General features: G+C 60.6%; 15 protein-coding genes. 3 read left to right on the top strand and 12 right to left on the bottom strand.

Translation table 11 applies throughout. The features are described from left to right. The first annotated feature begins 36 nt into the window (after positions 1–36). Positions 37–975, top strand: coding sequence for a hypothetical protein (locus MJ8_RS08085; RefSeq protein ID WP_201413891.1), 939 nt, complete (start codon positions 37–39; stop codon positions 973–975). 531 nt (positions 976–1,506) lie between these two features. On the opposite strand, the gene MJ8_RS08080 is transcribed toward MJ8_RS08085, so the two are convergent. The 12 genes from MJ8_RS08080 to MJ8_RS08025 all read right to left on the bottom strand — a co-directional run bounded on the left by MJ8_RS08080 (position 1,507) and on the right by MJ8_RS08025 (position 13,401). After that, positions 1,507–1,761 (bottom strand): DUF2274 domain-containing protein, encoded by a 255-nt coding sequence (locus tag MJ8_RS08080; protein ID WP_201413890.1) that lies wholly within the window; start codon positions 1,759–1,761, stop codon positions 1,507–1,509. Positions 1,762–1,775: 14 nt separating this feature from the next. Beyond that, positions 1,776–2,993: a TrbI/VirB10 family protein gene (locus MJ8_RS08075; RefSeq protein ID WP_201413889.1), complete on the bottom strand. Its 1,218-nt coding sequence runs from the start codon at positions 2,991–2,993 to the stop codon at positions 1,776–1,778. Between the two features lie 10 nt (positions 2,994–3,003). Beyond that, entirely contained in the window at positions 3,004–4,032 is a 1,029-nt protein-coding gene (gene trbG, locus MJ8_RS08070) for a P-type conjugative transfer protein TrbG (protein WP_201413888.1), read from the bottom strand. Then, positions 4,022–4,753, bottom strand: a complete 732-nt coding sequence (gene trbF / locus MJ8_RS08065; protein WP_201413887.1) for a conjugal transfer protein TrbF — start codon at positions 4,751–4,753, stop codon at positions 4,022–4,024. The genes trbG and trbF overlap by 11 nt, the downstream gene beginning before the upstream one ends. Further along, positions 4,754–6,076 (bottom strand): P-type conjugative transfer protein TrbL, encoded by a 1,323-nt coding sequence (gene trbL / locus MJ8_RS08060; RefSeq protein ID WP_201413886.1) that lies wholly within the window; start codon positions 6,074–6,076, stop codon positions 4,754–4,756. Positions 6,077–6,112: 36 nt separating this feature from the next. After that, positions 6,113–6,838 carry a P-type conjugative transfer protein TrbJ gene (trbJ, locus tag MJ8_RS08055; RefSeq protein ID WP_201413885.1) on the bottom strand — a complete coding sequence of 242 codons (726 nt, stop codon included), beginning with the start codon at positions 6,836–6,838 and terminating at the stop codon, positions 6,113–6,115. A gap of 5 nt (positions 6,839–6,843) precedes the next feature. After that, positions 6,844–9,285 (bottom strand): conjugal transfer protein TrbE, encoded by a 2,442-nt coding sequence (gene trbE, locus MJ8_RS08050; protein WP_201413884.1) that lies wholly within the window; start codon positions 9,283–9,285, stop codon positions 6,844–6,846. Continuing rightward, positions 9,279–9,551 carry a VirB3 family type IV secretion system protein gene (locus tag MJ8_RS08045; RefSeq protein WP_201413883.1) on the bottom strand — a complete coding sequence of 91 codons (273 nt, stop codon included), beginning with the start codon at positions 9,549–9,551 and terminating at the stop codon, positions 9,279–9,281. The genes trbE and MJ8_RS08045 overlap by 7 nt, the downstream gene beginning before the upstream one ends. Next, complete coding sequence (locus MJ8_RS08040) at positions 9,548–9,859, bottom strand: TrbC/VirB2 family protein (RefSeq protein ID WP_201413882.1); 312 nt, start codon at positions 9,857–9,859, stop codon at positions 9,548–9,550. Before MJ8_RS08040 ends, MJ8_RS08045 begins: the two co-directional genes overlap by 4 nt. A gap of 12 nt (positions 9,860–9,871) precedes the next feature. After that, a complete protein-coding gene (trbB, locus tag MJ8_RS08035) occupies positions 9,872–10,840 on the bottom strand; it encodes a P-type conjugative transfer ATPase TrbB (RefSeq protein ID WP_201413881.1) in 969 nt (322 codons plus the stop codon). After that, a complete protein-coding gene (locus MJ8_RS08030; protein ID WP_201413880.1) occupies positions 10,837–11,250 on the bottom strand; it encodes a CopG family transcriptional regulator in 414 nt (137 codons plus the stop codon). The genes trbB and MJ8_RS08030 overlap by 4 nt, the downstream gene beginning before the upstream one ends. A 120-nt stretch (positions 11,251–11,370) precedes the next feature. Then, the gene (locus MJ8_RS08025) at positions 11,371–13,401 is read right to left on the bottom strand and encodes a conjugal transfer protein TraG (RefSeq protein WP_201413879.1); all 2,031 of its coding nucleotides are present in this window, start codon (positions 13,399–13,401) and stop codon (positions 11,371–11,373) included. Positions 13,402–13,721: 320 nt separating this feature from the next. Here MJ8_RS08025 and MJ8_RS08020 point away from each other — a divergent pair, with 320 nt between their 5' ends. Both MJ8_RS08020 and MJ8_RS08015 read left to right on the top strand, forming a co-directional pair. Then, on the top strand, positions 13,722–15,062 hold the full coding sequence (locus tag MJ8_RS08020) for an anti-phage deoxyguanosine triphosphatase (RefSeq protein WP_201413878.1): 1,341 nt from the start codon (positions 13,722–13,724) through the stop codon (positions 15,060–15,062). A 102-nt stretch (positions 15,063–15,164) separates the two neighbouring features. Further along, positions 15,165–16,349 (top strand): cysteine desulfurase family protein, encoded by a 1,185-nt coding sequence (locus tag MJ8_RS08015; RefSeq protein ID WP_201413877.1) that lies wholly within the window; start codon positions 15,165–15,167, stop codon positions 16,347–16,349. Positions 16,350–16,353 lie beyond the last annotated feature (4 nt).

Here is a 16,353-nt window from a genome sequence, read left to right as displayed (position 1 = left end):
GAAGCAAGGGCACCGCGTGGCATTCAGGAGGAGAGCGTGAGATCCATTCGTTCGGCCTGGATTCTCATAATTCTCGGCGTAATGATCACGAGCACTCCTGCAGTTGTTTTTTGCGCCGGGCGCGAAGTGCTGAAGATCACAACAGCGCCGAAAGTGTTAGACGCTCTTCAACTTGACGCTGAGGCTGGGTCAGACCGGCAAGAACATGTGGCTCCCAATGGCCGGACCGTTACAACTATAGTGCGTAGCGATTGGGCGGACGAAGAGGAAAATGGTGCATTTGGTCTTGAAGCGGTTCTGCCTGCTGCATGCACGCCGGTGCCACGCGACAACGACGGCGAAACCTTTCACGGAACGAGTAGGGAGGTTGCCAAGACGCGCATCGCGGAGGCGCCAATTGAAGAGGACAATCTTACAGTTAAGTCATATCAGGCTTCGCATCCAACCGACGCTGAGATGCAGGCCGGATTGATCTCCAAGAAATGCGATCAAGTTCGGGTGGACGCTGAAAACCGGAATGTAACGGTCGCTGCATATCTCGTCGCAGCGAAGAAGGAGGATGACAACGATTACCATTTCATCCTTCAGGATAGCGGGTGCATTAAGCCGGAATGCCGTCTAACCGTCGAAATCAGCGGCGTCCCGCGACTGGGCCAAAGTGAGCAAAAACTTAAGGTCACCCGTGCGTATTTCGAGCAGCAGTGGCCACTTTATTCTGGGCATAATGAAGTACCCGGATCGGGGAGATATCTGTTTTTTGTAACGCCCGTCCTAGTAAGAGTAACGGGGTCAGCATTTTACGACAGCGATCATCCCGTGGATCTTAGTTCCGGCACTGGGCCGGTCGGACCCGAGGAACTGAAACCAGGGTCCGCGTGGGAAATTCATCCCGTGACGAATTTCGAATTTGATCCGCGTACCGAACTTTCACTGTTCGCACTGCTTAATCGTCTCCCTGCAAGCGACAGTAAATAAGGGATCCATTCTGTCTAACGCGCTGGTTCATGGGAGGCCCCAACTCCTGAGAAGGTGAAGCCATGACAAGCAGACGACAAACCTAGGGGATTCGTTAGTTGTTGCCTAACAAGTTGTGAATAGGCGGCCTTATCGGGATGGAGCTATTTGCGCAACGGCGTTGCGCGGGCGCTGAGCAGTTCGGATCGCTGGAGGGCAAGGGACGATCACAGTATCCCTCTCGTCTGCGATCACGCGCCTTGGTTGTTCGGTAAGCTGCCGCTTTGGGGCCGAAGAACAAACCCACTGCGCGGGATGGGCGCCAGTAATATCGAGCAGCGGCTCAATCGGCGCGTATCCCGAAAGGTCAGACACGACGCACCGTCCGCATGTCCACATGATCTTGTCGGGCGGTGGCATCGTACCGGCTGACGCCGGTGGAGTTCGCATCGGGAATGATGCTGACCATTGCCGCCCGCCGGCGACACGGAAATTGGTCTCCTGGCCGGTTAATTTCCGAGGCGCGTTTGATCCACGTTATTCGTCTCATGGTCACGACTTACTTAGACCCGCGGTGGGCGTTTCGCTCTTCCAACCTCCTTTCCTGGCCTTCGCAAACGTCCGGTCGCTCTCCAGGAATTCCATCAGCATGAATGGGATGAGCTCAGCCACTGTTTCCGTCTCGCCATAAGTTTCACGGTAAAGCGCCGCGTAGTCCTGGAGCGCTTGGCTTAGCTCTGCGTTGACAGTGATTGTAATCTTGGAAGGCGTCCGGTCGGGAAGCTTCCCTAATTTCAGGTTTGCCATGACGCTACTCCGATTCAGCCCTGATACGGCCGCAGCATGATATCCTTGTGCACGATCACGCGAAGCGGCCAGCCGGGACGGATGGTGATGGTGGGCTGAATATTCAAGTTCTTCTCTGTCATGCGTTGGCCGGCTCGGCTGACGTTCTGCTGAGTGGATTCCCGGATAGCCTTGACCAGATCGGTTTCGTTTTCCCCGAAGCTCAGCTCGGTGCCGACGCCCAGCAACGTGGCCAGCGCGACGCCCTTGATCAACTGCCAGGTGTGGAAATCCACCTTGTCCTCAAGACCTGCATAACTGGCAGTGTCCGTCGCGGGCAGATTGTCGATTTCGATTGACGAACCGTCGGGCATGACAATGCGTTGCCAGACCAGTAGTGCGCGCCTTTGTCCGAAGGCCACAACGCTGTCATAGGTGCCAATCAGACGAGAGCCCTGTGGGATGAGCAAGATGCTCCCGGTTACCGTGTCATGCACATTCTCTGTGACCTGGGCGACAACCAGACCCGGCAAGTCGGAATTTATGCCGGTGATAAGACTTGCGGCGATCAGGCTGCCGGCCATCAGCTGATAAGGCGAAGCTGGCGTTTGTAGCGCATGTGGATTGTAGATCCCGCTTGTCCTTCGCTGGCTGACAAAGTCGAGTTTGCGCTGTTGGTTGTTCTGATCGCCTTCGGCCGGCGCTACGGACGCCGGCGCGCGTGCGGCATCGGATTGCGGCGGCGTTCCATCGAATGGCGGACGCGCTTCTTGCCCATTGTCGGTAGCAGCTGTTTCCCCGAGCCGGTTTTCGATCCGGAATAGGACTTGCGACTCGCGCGCCTCAATCGCCTGCTGGGCAAGCCGCTGCTCTTCGGCGGATACCTCCTGGCCGGGCGCGATGCCAAGCTGTCGCTGGTGCTCGAGGATCGGACGGCCAAGATCGCCGGGCAGCGGCGGCCCAAGGACAGGGATCTTCGGTTTGATCCCGGAATAGTCTTTGGGCAGCGCCTCGAGCCCCTCGGCCATTGGCTTGCGGTCGGAGTTGTAAAGCTCTTCGGCCTGCTGCTTCAGACGCAGCGCCGGTCCTTGCAGCGCCATCATGGTGACACCGAGAATGATGCCGGAGCCAACAGCCGCGATCGCGACGATTATGCCGCGCCTAAAGCGCACAGCGCGACGGGGCGAGGCCCGCAGTTGCAGCTGCTCAGGATCAAGTTTCGGCGAAGTATTAGGATGAGAGGTGTCGATCATGAGCCTCCCCTCACCTGCTGAACCGCGAAAACAGCGAAACCCGCCGCGGCGGTTGCCGGCCATCGCTCCTGGTGATGCGCACCACTTGCTGCTGCTTGGCGCCGAGGCGGAGCTCGGCGGCGGCGAATAGGCGGTCGACGATGTAGTAGTTGGCGTGCATGCGGTAGTTGACGAGCTGGTTGTCGCCGTCGGCACCGATGATGAAGAGCGGGGGCGCCTCGCCCTGATCGATACGACGCGGGAATTCGATATAGACCTTGCTGCCGTCGTCGAAGGCGCGCGTCGGCCTCCAGGGCGGTGTGTCGCCGCTGATCGAATAGCGGAAGCGAATGTTTTCGAGGGCTACGTTCGATGCCACCGGCGTCACCGCCTCGGCCTGAGCGTTGCGGCGCAGCAGCGCGATGATCTGATCCTCGCTGTAGGTCCAGGAGATCGCCGCCATCGCGGTCTTCTCCGTGCTTTGAAGCTGCAGATGGTAGCTTCGCCGATCCGTCGTGATCACCAGATTGGTGGTAAGCCACGACGCGAAGGGTTTTACCAGCACATGGATGCGCTGATCGTCACCAGAGCCGCTGGTCGTATCGCCAATCACCCAGCGCACGGTGTCGCCGGCCGACACCGAAGTCAGCTTCTCGCCTGGCTGCAGGGCGATATCGCTGACGCGTTCCGGCGCGGCATAAAGCTGGTAGAGCGCGCCATCGGCAAAGGGGTAGACCTGCACCGCGTTGACGTAGCCAAACTTGGTGGGCTGCTGCGTCGCCGCTCTATTGGCATCAGCGACCCGATCTTCAGGGGAGCTCTTATCTTCGACGGCCTTGCCGGGCGCAGGCTGCAACTGGCCGGGCAGCGGCAGGGGCTTTGGCACCTCGACGACCTTGACCGGCTTATCCGGCGCCTTCTCGATCGCCGCCGCTTTGAAGTCAGCCGCGTCATAGAAAATCTGCGGCGGCGGCACCGGCTTCGAAGCGCAGGCGGAAAGAACCGCGGCCGACATAGTCAGGACCAGCACGGCACGGAGCGATTGGGTTCTATTTGTCATTGGCGGGCTCCTTTGGGAAAACGGATGTGGGTGCGGCGCTGTCGAGTTCACGCGACCAGTCGATGGCGTTGATGAAGACGCCGAGCGGATTCTTGAGTAGTTGATCGGTGTTCGTTGGCGGGCGGAGCACGATGGTGAGAATCCCGGTCCATCGCGTCGAGGTGGCGAGGCTGCCGCGCTCGAAGACCTGTTCGGTCCATTTGACCTGGAACGAGTTGTCCGAAGCCCTGACGACGCTGGTCACCTGCACCGACACGCTGCGCGTGCCGATCTGAGCGAACGGGTCGTTCGCCTTGGCGTATTCGTTCAGGAACAGGGCAGCGCGGTCGGTGGCAAAGTCGTAGGCCGACAGCCAATTCTGCCGCACCAGAACTGGATCGGTGGAGATAGAGCGGACATTCTGGATGAAACGCCCGAGATGCCAAGCGATCTGCGCATCGTCGGGTTGGTAGTTTTGGATCGCCGGCGCGACGGCGCGCGTCTCGCCAAAGCGGTCGACCTCGACGACGTAAGGGACAACGCGACCCTGCATCGACTGCCACAAGATGCCGCCGGAGAGCCCGGTCGCCAGAGCCAGACAGCCAAACGCCATCAGGCGCCAGCTCCTCGCCTGGACGCGCGCCGTGCCGATGCGCTCGTCCCAGATCTGGCCGGCCTTTTGGTAAGGTGTTAGGGGCTCGGGCGTTTTTCCATAACGCTGAACGGGTCGCTTGAAGAGCATCTAGTCTTCCTTGTCATTGAGAGAGGGATTGGCGCCGCTTCCGCCGCGATCTCCGTCGCGCACGGCCTGCGTGGCGGCATGGCGGTGGGCACGCGCGGTCTGTTCGGAACGCAGACGCCTTGCCCAGGCCGGCGCGGCGGCGGGGACCCCAGTGGCAGGGCTTCCAGACATCGAGCTGGTCGGCGTGCCGCCGGTTGCGGCCCAAGCAGCATCGCGACCGGCATCGGCGCTGCGCCGGACGCTTTCCGCAGCGGATCGCATTCTCTGCATCGCCGCGCCGCCGGCGGCACCGGCAACGCCTTGCAGGCCGGCAGCTACGCCGGAGGGGCCTGACTCGGACGAAGTTGCACGCCCCAACTGCCAAGCCGTGGAGGCAGCCGATCCCATGGCTGTGCCGGCACGGACGGCGGCGAGACTGCCGCCTGTCGCCATGCGCGCGCCGGCAAACGCAGCACCTCCGGCGACGAGCGCGGAACCGGCGGCCGCCGCGGCAGTCCCGAGCGCCGCACCTGCGCCAAGCTGCGGCGCGCCGGAAACAAGACCCGAAGCGATCCCCGGCCCAAAAATACCGAGTCCAAGCAGCGCCAGCGCGCCCAGCACCTGCGACATGGCAGCGGCCAGGTCCGGCTCCTTGCCCTGCAATGCAGAAGCAAACTCGCCGAAAAGCGTCGAACCAATGCCGATGATGACGGCAAGCACCATAACTTTGATGCCCGACGAGATGACATTGCCGAGCACACGCTCGGCCAGAAACGCCGAACGGTTCCACAGCGCGAAGGGCACCAGGACGAAGCCGGCCAGCGTTGTGAGCTTGAACTCCAGGATCGTAATGAAGAGCTGGATAGAAAGAATGAAGAACGCGATCAGGACCAGGAACCAGGCGAGAAGCAACACGAAAATGGTGAGCGCATTGCCGAAGATTTCGGGGAAACCCAGAAGCTGGCTCGCCTGATCGAGCAGCGGCCAGGCACCCTCGAAACCGGTCGCGGCTATACGGCCGGGGCGCAGGAGAGCGTCGGCGGACAGATTGCCGGCCGAAGCGTTGATGCCGAGACCGGCAAAGGATCGATAGATAATGTCGGCGAGGTTCTTGAAATTGTTCAGGATGAAGGCGAAGGCGCCGACATAGAGCACCTTGCGGAGAAGCCGGCCAAGGATGTTGGGCTCGCCACCGAACGCCCAGACCAGGCCGGCAAGCGTGATGTCGATGCCGATCAGAATGGTGGTGAGAAAGGCGACGTCGCCCGAAAGCAGACCGAACCCGCTGTCGATGTAGCGGGTAAAAGTCTCCATGAAGCGATCGATGACGCCCAGGTCATTCATGTTGCCGCCTTCCTCGTTGTCGTGAAGAACTGCTGATCAGTTGCCGCGATAGGCGGTGCCGCTGCCGAGGAAGCGTTTGGTCATCTCGCGGGCGGCTTCCTCGGACTGCGCCTTGCGCGCCGCATCCTCGGCCTCGGCCCGGAACTGCGTCGCAAGTAGCGTCTGGATCTGCAACTGCTGCTTGGTCGACAGCGCGATCAGCTGGTTGGTGGCCTGGCTTGCCTCAAGCGCACCGGCCGCACCCTGGCTGCGATTAACAAGATCGGTAAGCAGGTCGCCGTCGGCGCGAACGTTCTCAACGATCTGCGACTGAGCGCTCATGGTCTGGCGAAATGCTTGCATGGCACTCTGCCAGCGCTCGCGCGCGGCGCTCGCCACATCGCTGACCTTGATGGTGGCGTCGTAGCTTTCCGGATATTGCTGGCGCCACTGGTCCTGGAGCTTGTCGAGATCAAAGCTCAGGCCGCTCGCTTGCCTCATCAGACCGTCGATCCGTTGGAGCGAGCCGGTAAGCTGGCCGACGGACGAGAAATCCAGACGCTGAAGATTGCGCGCCATGTTCTGCAGCATAGTCGCCTGGTTCTGCAGCGATTGGATCTGGTTGTTGATTTGCTCCAATGCGCGTGCCGCCGACAGCACATTCTGTATGTAGTTAGACGGGTCGAACACGATAAGGGCATGGGCCGGTTGGATGTAGTCGGCCATCGGTTTGGCCATCAGGGAAATGGTGATCAGGCTGGTGAAAAAGCGGCGTCCCATCATGACGATTACTCCGTGTCTGGTTGAGGGAATTGCTGGAGAAGCTCGGCAGCCCAGGCGAGGCCGCGCGCTTTGAGGAAGCGGGTGACAAAACTGCCCTGCCCGTCTTCGGACAGGACGGTGTTGATGAGGGTCTGCGAGGTCGGATCGGACGCGCCGCAAAGAGCGATGGTGATGAGACCCATGCCCAGCTCGAAGAGCCGGTTGCCGCGGCGCGACTGCAGATAGTAGTGCCGCTTCGGGGTGGCGCGGGCGATCAATTCGATCTGCCGCTCGTTCAAACCGAAGCGCTCATAGGCGGGCCGCGCCTGTGGTTCGACCGCACGATCATTGGGAAGAAAAATGCGCTGGGGGCAGCTCTCGATGATCGCGGGCGCAATAGAAGAACCAGCGATGTCGGCAAGCGACTGGGTGGCGAAGATGACCGACACGTTCTTCTTGCGCAGCACCTTCAACCATTCGCGGATGCGGGCTGCAAAGAGCGGGTTGTCGAGATAGACCCAGGCTTCATCTAGCATGAGCAGCGTCGGCCGCCCGTCGAACCTCTCCTCGAGACGATGGAACAAATAGGTGAGCACCGGCAGTACGGCGCCCTGGTTGTGCATCAGCTCCTCGGTCTCGAAGCACTGCACATCCGAGATGGCCAGCCGATCGTCATCGGCATCGAGCAGCCGGCCGAAGGGGCCGTCGAGCGTATAGGGCATCAAGGCGGACTTCAGCGCATTGGACTGAAGCAGGACCGACAGGCCGGTCAGCGTGCGTTCCTGCGCCGGCGCGGTGGCAAGGCTGGTGAGCGCGGACCAGATCGCCTCCTTCACCTCCGGGGTGACGGTGACGTTCTCATGGGCAATGAGGCCGATGATCCATTCAGCCGCCCAGCTGCGGGTTGCCTGATCGTCGATGTTGCGCAGCGGCTGGAAGGCAAGCGCGCCGTCCGCGCCGAGCGCATGGTGTTCGCCGCCCATGGCAAGCGTTGCCGCACGAGCCGAATTGCCCTTGTCGAAGATGTAGACCTGAGCGCCGGCATAACGCCGGAACTGCAAAGCGATCAGAGCAAGCAGAACCGACTTGCCGGCGCCAGTCGGGCCGACGACCAGCATGTGACCGACATCTCCGATATGAGTGGAAAGCCGGAATGGAGTAGAGCCGCTGGTCTCGGCGAAAAGAAGCGGCGGCGCGTGATCACTGGTGACCTCGGCAAGATGCTCGTTGTCCGCTGGACCGGCCCACACGGACGACAGCGGCATCAGGTGGACAAGGTTCAACGTGTGAACGAGCGGCTGACGCACGTTGGCATAGACTTGCCCAGGCAGCGAGCCGAGCCACGCCTCGACCGCATTGATGCTCTCACGGATCGTGGTGAAACCCAGGCCATTAACGATCCGCTCCACGGCGCGAATTTTTTCCGCGGCGGCTTCACGGCTCTGATCCCACACCGTCACCGTCGTGGTGAGATAGCCAAAGCCGACATGATCGCCGCCCAATGCCTGCAGTGCTGCGTCGGCATCGAGCGCCTTGTTATCGGCATCGCTGTCGACGAGAGGCACCGGTTCGTTGCTCACGACCTCGCGCAGGATGGCAACAATCGATTTGCGCTTGGCAAACCATTGCCTGCGCAACCGCGTCAGCGTCTTTGTGGCTTCCGTCTTGTCGAGCGGGATGAAGCGTGTCACCCAGCGATAGGCGAAATCCTGGTGATTAAGCGTGTCGAGGATCGCGGGTCGCGTGACGTTCGGAAAGCCGAGGATAGTGAGGGTTCGCAGATGCTGTTCGCCCAGCATCGGCTCGAAGCCGCCTGTGAGCGGCGTATCGACCAAGACAGCGTCGAGATACATTGGTGTTTCTGGCACGGCGACCGGATGACGACGGGTCGAGATCGTGCCGTGCAGGTAAGTCAGCGTCTCAGCATCATCGAGCGCGCGCACCTCGGGCATGAAGCCCGACAGCAGATCTAGAACGCGATCAGTCTCATCACGAAACCACGCCAGTTCCGCGCGCCAGTCTCTTGTACTTCCCGAATTATGGGAGTCGACGAGCGCGCTTTCCGCCCGCGCCTGTCTATCCGGCGGCGGCAGGAATACCAAGGTCAAGTGATAGAGGCTTTCGAAATGCGCGACCTTGCCCTCGAAAGCCGCGCGCCGTTCCTCGTCAATCAGCCATGACGCGGCATCGGGGAAACGCGAATAAGGGTATCCTAACGCCTCGCTCCGTTCGGCCTCGAAGAACAAAGCCCAACCGGAGCCGAGCCGTCTCAGCGCATTGTTCGCCCGCGCGCAGATGCCAATGAGTTCGGCTTCCGTCGCGCTTTCGAGATCGGGCCCACGGAACCGCAACGTCCGCTGGAAGCTGCCGTCCTTATTGAGCACAATTCCGGGCGCGACCAATGCGGCCCATGGCAAATGATCGGCAAGTCGGTCGGCCTTGCCGCGGTATTCGGAAAGCTTCAGCATGCAAGCCAACCCTTGTGACGAAGATGACGGACAAGCACGCTGGCAAAATCCGGATCGCGCCTCGCGGCTAAGACCGCGAGCGTCTGTCCGGCTATCCAGAGCACCAGTCCGGCAATCCATTGCTGCAAGCCAAGGCCGACGGCCGCGGCCACCGTCCCATTGAGGATCGCTACGGCTCGGGGCGCGCCGCCGAGCAGGATCGGTTCGGCGAGCGCCCGATGGACCAGAACCTCGAAGCCTTCGATATGCTGCTCTCCGCTGCTCATCCGACGAGTGCCCCGCCACCGAAGGAGAAGAAGGAAAGGAAGAAGCTTGATGCCGCGAAGGCGATTGATAGGCCGAAGACGATCTGGATCAATCGGCGGAAACCGCCGGCGGTGTCGCCGAAGGCAAGGGTAAGGCCAGTGGTGATGATGATGATCACGGCAACGATCTTGGCGACCGGCCCCTGCACCGACTCCAGTATCTGCTGCAGCGGCTGTTCCCACGGCATGCCTGAACCGGCCGCGTAGGCCGGGGCCGTAAGCAGAAACGCATACGAGGTGGACGAAAGAAAGCGAAGCTTCTTGCGCATTAAGGAGACCTTTCAAAGCTGCTGGAGTTGCGGAAGCGTGAGTTGGGTGACGGCGTAATCGCCGCTGCCATCGAGGCCGTTGACCTCGGCTATCGTTTCGATCCGGCGCGATGATCCGCGACCGGCGATGAACACGATCAGGTCGACGGAATCGGCGATGAGCCGGCGGGGAACGGTGACGACGGCTTCCTGGGCAAGCTGCTCAATGCGATAAAGAGCCGAGCGCGCCGAATTGGCGTGGACCGTTGCGATGCCGCCGGGATGCCCTGTGTTCCATGCCTTCAGCATGTCGAGGGCTTCCGCGCCCCTCACTTCGCCCACGATGATGCGATCGGGCCGGAGCCTCAGTGTCGAGCGAACGAGATCGGCAAGCGTGACCGAACCCCGCCTCGTCCTCAAGGCAACGCAGTCCTTCGCGGAGCATTGCAGTTCGCGCGTGTCCTCAATCAGAATCACCCGCTCGTCGCATTCGGCGACTTCCGCAAGGAGCGCATTGGCAAGCGTTGTCTTCCCCGACGAAGTGCCGCCTGCAACCAGGATGTTGCGCCGCTCGCGGACCGCCTTTTTCAGCGCATCGGCCTGCGGCGGCAGCATGAAGCGGTCGGCGACATAGTTGGCCAGGGTGTAGAGTTTTGCGGCCGGCTTGCGGATGGCAAGGCATGGCGCCAGCACAACAGGCGGGAGCAGGCCTTCGAAGCGCTCGCCCGACGGCAGCTCAGCACTGACAATCGGATTGTCCGCATGCGCCTCGGCGCGCACATGGGAAGCGACCAGGCGGATGATCCGCTCCGCCTCGGAAGGATGCATATGCACACCGGTTTCGACCCGGCCTTCGCCTAACCGGTCGAGTCGCAGCGCCCCGTCGGGATTGACCATCACCTCGATAACTAATGGATCGGCAAGTGCCTCGGTGATCGCCGGCCCCATGGCCGTGCGCAGCATGGCGCGGCGGCGAAGGTCGGCCTCCGGATGGGAACTCATCCTTCCCCTCCCTTGCGGTCGTCGTTGCGAAACGAGCGTTTGCCGGACGCGATCTGCCGACCGACTTGTTCGACGAACTTGTCGAAGCGCTCCTGCGCAACCGCCTGCGTTGCCTTATCGGGCACAGGCGTGTGCGCATGAAGGGTGATGGAAAAGCGGATGAAGAGCGCCAAGCTCTCCAGGATCATTTCGACATCGCGCCTGACATGATCGAGGTCGCGTGAAAGATGGTCGAGTCGCTTGCCATAGCGCTGGTCGAGCTCGTTCTCGCCACGTAGCTCGATGAAGGCCTCGACCGCTTTCGCCACGATCGCCGATTTGGTGGTCGAGGGATTGCGGCTGAGTCTATCCAGCTTCTCGCTCAACGCAGGCTCAAGCAGAAACTGGTGACGAATTCGGTGAAGCTTCATGCGGCGCGTTCCGTGTTACCCGCGCTGATGCGCCGGCGGCGGGAACGAACATCGTCGAGATTACCGAAATCGTTTATGGGCGTTATCTACGCCTTGATACGCTGGAGCGGCAGAGTTCATTCAGAAGCCGGGCACGATGTGCTTGTCGTCGCCCCTTCCTTCGTTGATGCCATAGGCGCGGGCCGCAGTCGAAATCCGATCCATGACTCGCTTGTCAGCTGGCGCCTCACTGTCATCGTCGGCGGACTTGAAGAGTTCGTCCTGGTCCGCCTCTTTAGCCTCCACCGTGTGTTCTTCGAGCAGGCCTGGATGACGTTGCTGCTGGACGCCGCCCTCGTCTTCGAGTGGGGCGCCAGCAGTCTCGTCCTCGGCGGCAAGCCGACGATCCAACCCCCGCACCTGTCCGCCCCAGTCATCGGCGCGTGGCGCAGGACAGTCCGCGTAGGGACCGTCGCGCAGCACCGGCGCAGACAGCACCCGCTCGGTGAAATTCTGGTCCTCGTAGTAGCGAAGCTTTTGAGCGCGGATCGGCGGCAACCCCGAAACCAACACCAGTTCGGCGGAGCTTGGTAGCTGCATCACCTCGCCCGGCGTCAACAGCGGTCGGGCAGTTTCCTGGCGGCTCACCATGACGTGCGAAAGCCAAGGGGCCAGGCGATGGCCCGCATAGTTGCGCATGGACCTCAGTTCCGTCGCGGTGCCGAGGGCGTCCGAAATGCGTTTGGCTGTACGGTCATCGTTGGAGGAAAAGGCAATGCGCACATGGCAGTTGTCGAGGATGGCGTTGTTTTCTCCATAGGCTTTGGAGATCTGGTTCAAGGACTGCGCGATGAGATATGCCCGGATGCCGTACCCCGCCATGAAGGCTAGCGCTGTTTCAAAGAAGTCGAGCCTTCCAAGTGCGGGGAACTCGTCCAGCATCATGAGCAGTTGATGCTTTCGGCTCTTCTTCGGGTCGCCCTCGAGCCGTTCTGTCAGCCGCCTGCCGATCTGGTTGAGGACCAGGCGCACCAGCGGCTTGGTCCGAGAAATGTCCGATGGCGGCACCACCAGATAGAGCGACACCGGCCGTTCAGCATCCATGAGGTCGGCGATGCGCCAATCGCACTCTGATGTTGCCGCGGCCACGGTTGGATCCCGATACAGTCCGAGAAACGACATCGCCGTCGAGAGAACGCCTGAACGCTCGTTCTCAGATTTGTTGAGGACCTCGCGCGCCGCCGAGGCCACGACCGGATGTACCAGAGGCTTTTCCGCAGAGCCGAGATGGTTGGTGGTCATCATCCGCTGCAGCGTCGCGGCAAATGAGCGTTGCGGGTCCGACAGGAAGGTGGCGACGCGGGCGAGCGTCTTTTCCTCTTCGGCATAGAGCACGTGCAGGATGGCACCAACCAGGAGTGAGTGGCTGGTCTTCTCCCAATGATTGCGCCGCTCCAACGCACCTTCCGGGTCGACGAGGACGTCGGCGATGTTTTGGACATCGCGGACCTCATTCGAGCCTTTGCGTACCTCCAGTAGCGGGTTGTACTGCGCCGACCTCGGATCGGTTGGATTGAACAAAAGGCAATACGAGAACTTCGACCGCCAACCGGCGGTCAGTTGCCAGTTTTCGCCTTTGATGTCGTGAATGACAGCCGAGCCAGTCCAGGAAAGAAGCGTCGGAACGACCAGCCCAACGCCCTTACCCGAACGTGTCGGGGCGAAGGCCATGACGTGTTCCGGCCCGTCATGGCGCAGATAGCGGTCCTTGAGCTTGCCGAGGAAAACGCCGGCAGGCCGAAATAACCCTGCCTTGTCCATCTCCCGGGCCGCTGCCCATCGCGAGGAGCCATAGGTGGTGACCAAACCGCGCTGCCGGGCGCGCCAAAGCGAGCCTGCAATAGCAGCGGCACAGCCCATGAACCCGGTGGCGCCGGCGAGTGCGCCCGCCTTGTCAAAGACCTCAGGCGCATAGGCGTCGAAATGGAACCACCATTCGAATAGTTTCCACGGCTTGTAGATCCGCCAGTCAGCCACCGCAAACCAGGGGCCGCCGAGTGGAGGCTGATGGCCAAGCATATGGGCGCACCATTGTGTTGCCGCCCAGACGCCTAGGATGACGATTGCAAACACCACAGCGATCTGCCCGATCAGCAGCTTGGTGGGCGTCATGGGCTGGCTCCGCTGTTCTGAACAAGCTTGCGAATGTCGCTCTGCGCGGTGGGAAATGGTATCCATCCTACATACCACTGAGTGCGATGGACGGACCGAGTGCTCAAATCGCGAACGGCGCAGATGCGCGGCAGGCGTATCTCTGCATGTCATAGACTTTCACTCGGAACTGCACGGCGGCTCCGTTAAGGTTTGGTGACCACTATCTGATATGGAATCCAGTCGGGGGCTAAAGCCAAAAGTTGCGGCTGAGCAGTTGCGGCAGCTGGCAAGGCTTTTTGTTGGCCTTCGAGGTCTCATGGGGTAAATAGCGAGCGCTTATGGTGTGGAATGAACGTCGCAGCGGATGGAAATTGCATGACGGGGATGCCCGCAGCGAGGCCGACGCAGATTATGCACGCGTCGTGCATTCAGGATCGTTCCGGAGACTTCAGGGCAAAACCCAGATCCTTAACCTTGGTGACAGCGATTTCTATCGGACACGGCTGACGCATTCGCTCGAGGTCGCACAACTCGCCGCGAGCATCACTAGGCAGCTGCGACACGACAATGATGGTCATGCGGCCACGAGATACCTTCCTGACCTGGCCATGATTCAGGCAGTTGGTTTCACTCACGATCTCGGACATCCACCGTTTGGCCACGGCGGCGAAGTCGCACTTAATTATTGCATGCGAATGCAGGGTGGCTTTGAAGGCAATGGACAGACCCTGCGGATACTTACCAAGCTGGAAAAATTCTCAAAAACACACGGAGCGGACCTGACGCGTCGCACTTTGCTCGGTGCGCTGAAGTATCCAGCACCATTCAGCCGAACCGCCAATCCGCAACTTGCCCCGGACGTTCGTCCCGGAACCTCGACGATCACACTAATCGATCGCAAGCGGTCAAAACCCCCAAAGTGCTATATGGACGGTGAGCAGGACGCGGTGGAGTGGATCTTGGAGCCACTCACAGAAACTGACCGTGAGCTATTTACGTCGGTACAACAGGTTGCAGGCAAGCACGGTCAACCCCTTCACAAGTCATTTGACTGCAGCATTATGGATTTGGCCGACGACATCGCGTTTGGGGTTCACGATCTCGAGGATGCTCTGGCTCTCAAACTGGTGAGCGAGAACGAGTTCCGACAATACGTGCCGGAAGAAGCTTGCGCATCTCATCTCGATCGACTGAAGCGAACGTATCCAACCGAATTTGCAAACGACGTCTATGGCGGGTTCGTCGATATGCTTTTCGGAGATGGTAGAAACCGAAAACATGCAATCAGTCGAATCGTCGGATATTTCATAGCAAATTGCCTTATCGACACGGTCGACGGACTCGAGGAGCCGATGGTCCGCTACCGTGCGGCCATGGCAGCGGCGGCAATGAAATTTCTCGAAGCACTGAAAAAGGTCGTATACAACGTGGTAATCCTCAGCCCTGCCGTGCAACACCTGGAATTCAAAGGCCAGCGAATGGTGGTCTCGGTCTTCGAGGTTCTTCAGTCCGAACCGGAAGCTTTCCTGCCTAAAGACACGCTTGATCTTTACCGTGCGAGTGCCGACCCCATAAGGGTGATCTGCGACCACGTGTCTGGAATGACAGACAGCTTCCTTCTAAGGACTTACGACCGCCTTTTCAGCCCCCGCATGGGTTCGGTCTTCGATAAATTATGACCCGAGTCCGGCTAATGCCCCGGATCAACGCTGCCCACAGAAAGATTCTGACGGTGGCCAGAAAGCGCGCGCCAGCGCGGGCCAGCGTGCTAGGATGTAGCGATGCAAAGCGAAGCGCCTATCTACCTTGATTTTCAAGCGACCACACCGGTCGACCCACGTGTTCTCGTGGAGATGCTGCCGTATTTCAGCGAGCGGTGGGGAAACCCCCACGCCACCAATCACGCATTCGGGCGGAGCGCCGCCAATGCGATTGCTGCGGCCAGAAGTGAGGTTGCGGCGCTTATCGGCGCAGACCCGCGCGAAATGATCTTCACCTCTGGCGCAACTGAAGCGAACAACTTGCTGCTGAAGGGAGCTGCCGCGCTCATGGCTGCGGCGGGACGGCCGCGGATTGTGACCTGTGCCACCGAGCACAAGGCGGTTATCGAGGTTGCCCAGCGTCTTCAACGCGATGGCTTTTCCGTTACCGTTCTTGGAGTTCCGTCGTCGGGCATTCTCGACCTCGCGAGCATCGAGCGATCGCTTGGCCCGGATGTTGGGCTAGTATCAATCATGGCAGTCAACAACGAAATCGGTGTCGAACAACCGATTGAAGGCATTGGCCGTCTGTGCCGTCAGCATGGTGCGCTCTTCCACACTGATGCGGCGCAAGCCGGTGGCAAAATACCGCTCAACGTAGCTAGAATGAATATCGACTTGCTCAGCTTATCTGCGCACAAGCTCTACGGGCCGCAGGGTATTGGCGCAGCATTTATCCGCCGGTCGCTCCGGCATCAATTCACGCCGTTAGTCGACGGCGGCGGCCAGGAGGGGGGGCTGCGCGCGGGCACAGTGCCCACCGCATTGTGCGTCGCATTCGGCGCGGCCGCCCGGCTCGCGCGCCAAGAAATGGAAAGCGAACGCAGCCGGCTGCGAAGCCTTCGCGATCGCCTCCTTACTTTGCTTGGTGATGCCAGGCTCGGTTTCGTGGTCAATGGGGAGCTTGAACGACGTTGGCCCGGAAATCTGAACCTTAGCTTTCGCGACGTCGATGCCGAAGCCCTGCTGATGACAGTAGGCGAGAGGCTGGCATTGTCCTCGGGTTCGGCCTGCACGACACGATCAATTGAGCCCTCTCATGTGATCTCAGCGCTGACAAACGACCAGGACCGTATCGAAGGCGCAGTGCGGATCGGATTTGGGCGCTCGACGACGCCCGCGGAGATTGATAAGGCGGCAGAAATATTGATCGCTGCAGTGCAACGACTCTGTTCCGTTCGCCACACAGCAATGGAGGATCTGTAGTGGT

The sequence above is a fragment of the Mesorhizobium sp. J8 genome (genome assembly GCF_016591715.1).
GTDB lineage: Bacteria > Pseudomonadota > Alphaproteobacteria > Rhizobiales > Rhizobiaceae > Mesorhizobium.
Note: the sequence above shows the minus strand (reverse complement) of the source record. Positions and strands in the feature narration are given on the sequence as shown.

Excerpts from the sequence above, each read along its gene's own strand:
- MJ8_RS08040 (WP_201413882.1), bottom strand. The coding sequence starts at position 9,859 with ATGCGCAAGAAGCTTCGCTTTCTTTCGTCCACCTCGTATGCGTTTCTG.
- MJ8_RS08025 (WP_201413879.1), bottom strand. The coding sequence starts at position 13,401 with ATGACGCCCACCAAGCTGCTGATCGGGCAGATCGCTGTGGTGTTTGCA.
- trbB (WP_201413881.1), bottom strand. The coding sequence starts at position 10,840 with ATGAGTTCCCATCCGGAGGCCGACCTTCGCCGCCGCGCCATGCTGCGC.
- trbF (WP_201413887.1), bottom strand. The coding sequence starts at position 4,753 with ATGCTCTTCAAGCGACCCGTTCAGCGTTATGGAAAAACGCCCGAGCCC.
- MJ8_RS08080 (WP_201413890.1), bottom strand. The coding sequence starts at position 1,761 with ATGGCAAACCTGAAATTAGGGAAGCTTCCCGACCGGACGCCTTCCAAG.
- MJ8_RS08075 (WP_201413889.1), bottom strand. The coding sequence starts at position 2,993 with ATGATCGACACCTCTCATCCTAATACTTCGCCGAAACTTGATCCTGAG.
- trbJ (WP_201413885.1), bottom strand. The coding sequence starts at position 6,838 with ATGATGGGACGCCGCTTTTTCACCAGCCTGATCACCATTTCCCTGATG.
- MJ8_RS08045 (WP_201413883.1), bottom strand. The coding sequence starts at position 9,551 with ATGAGCAGCGGAGAGCAGCATATCGAAGGCTTCGAGGTTCTGGTCCAT.
- trbE (WP_201413884.1), bottom strand. The coding sequence starts at position 9,285 with ATGCTGAAGCTTTCCGAATACCGCGGCAAGGCCGACCGACTTGCCGAT.
- trbG (WP_201413888.1), bottom strand. The coding sequence starts at position 4,032 with ATGACAAATAGAACCCAATCGCTCCGTGCCGTGCTGGTCCTGACTATG.
- trbL (WP_201413886.1), bottom strand. The coding sequence starts at position 6,076 with ATGAATGACCTGGGCGTCATCGATCGCTTCATGGAGACTTTTACCCGC.
- MJ8_RS08015 (WP_201413877.1), top strand. The coding sequence starts at position 15,165 with ATGCAAAGCGAAGCGCCTATCTACCTTGATTTTCAAGCGACCACACCG.
- MJ8_RS08030 (WP_201413880.1), bottom strand. The coding sequence starts at position 11,250 with ATGAAGCTTCACCGAATTCGTCACCAGTTTCTGCTTGAGCCTGCGTTG.
- MJ8_RS08020 (WP_201413878.1), top strand. The coding sequence starts at position 13,722 with ATGGTGTGGAATGAACGTCGCAGCGGATGGAAATTGCATGACGGGGAT.